General features: G+C 66.6%; 2 protein-coding genes. Both read right to left on the reverse strand.

All coding sequences use genetic code 11. The annotated features are described in order from the left end of the window. The coding region (locus tag Q7W29_03525; GenBank protein MDO9170882.1) for an MBL fold metallo-hydrolase at positions 1-444 on the reverse strand (444 nt) is incomplete at its 3' end. Positions 445-673: 229 nt separating this feature from the next. Further along, a partial coding sequence (locus Q7W29_03530) for a citrate/2-methylcitrate synthase (GenBank protein ID MDO9170883.1) occupies positions 674-1,303 on the reverse strand: 630 nt, incomplete at its 5' end.

Consider the following 1,303-nt stretch of genomic DNA (forward strand, 5'->3'; position numbering starts at 1 on the left):
GACCGTGGCGGTCACGCCGTCGCCCAGGTCGATCACCTGACCGTCGACCGCGGTGTGGCGCTTGGCGGCCACCGCGTTGACGTACGACGTGTAGGTGGCCGTCGTGTAGGTCCAGCCGCGGTCGTAGACCGCCTGGGTGACGCCGATCGCGTTGTAGACCTCGTCGAGGCCGCCGACATGGTCCGCGTGGTAGTGGCTGGCGGCCATGTAGTCGAGGGTCGCGATGCCCAGGCTCTGCAGGTAGGGGATGACCACGCTGTTGCCGTCGCCGTTGTCGCCGCCGTCGAACAGCAGGGTCTTGCCGCTGGAGGACACGATGAGCGTGGCGTCGGCCTGGCCGACGTAGAGGCAGTGGATCGTCACCCCGGCCAGGGCCGGCAGGGCGGAGAGGCTCACGAGCAGGGCGGCAACCCCAACCCGCATCCGGATGCGCTGGGAGGTCATCGGGCGGCACCTTTGTTGAAAATGTCCTGCCAGTTGATCCTGGCTCCTCTTAATGATACCAGATTTCGCCGTATTCCGAAAGCCGCCCCCTCCAAACTGTGCACGTGACCCATCCTGTGGGACAGGGGTGTCTGGAGGGCATCGGCGCCAGGAGGGCGCCGGTGCCCGAAAGCCAAGCGCTCAGGGCACACGAGGTGCCCTGAGCGCGTCCCCAGTCACACAGGATGGGTCACACCCCGACCTGCTTTTTGATCCAGGTCGTGGTCACCGACTTCGGCCGCTCGATCGGCGTCGCCATGGCCCGGTTGATGACCAGCTGCGAGGCCATGCCCAGCGCCCGCGAGACGGCGAAGAACACCGTGTAGAACGAGAATTCCTTGATCCCGTAGTGGTAGAGCAGGGCGCCGGAGCCCGCGTCCACGTTCGGCCAGGGGTTCTTGGCCTTGCCGTGCTGCTGCAGCACGTCGGGCACGACCTCGTACACGATGTTGACCGTCTTCATGATCGGGTCGTCCGGGAAGTGCTTCATGCCGAAGTCGCGGAAGCAGGTGAAGCGGGGGTCGGTCACGCGCAGCACGGCGTGGCCGTAGCCCGGCACGACCTGGCCGGAGTTCAGGGTCTCCCAGGCGAACTTGCGGATGTTCTCGTGGGTCGGCTGGCCCACGGCCTTCTTCAGGTCCAGGATCCACTTCAGGCATTCCTGGTTGGCCAGGCCGTGCAGGGGGCCGGCCAGGCCGTTCAAGGCCGCCGACACGCTGTAGTAGGCGTTGCTCAGGGCCGAGCCCACCAGGTGGCAGGTGTGGGCCGAGACGTTGCCGCCCTCGTGGTCGCAGTGCAGCACCAGGTACAGGCGCATGCA

The sequence above is a fragment of the bacterium genome (assembly GCA_030654305.1).
Lineage (GTDB): Bacteria > Krumholzibacteriota > Krumholzibacteriia > LZORAL124-64-63 > LZORAL124-64-63 > PNOJ01.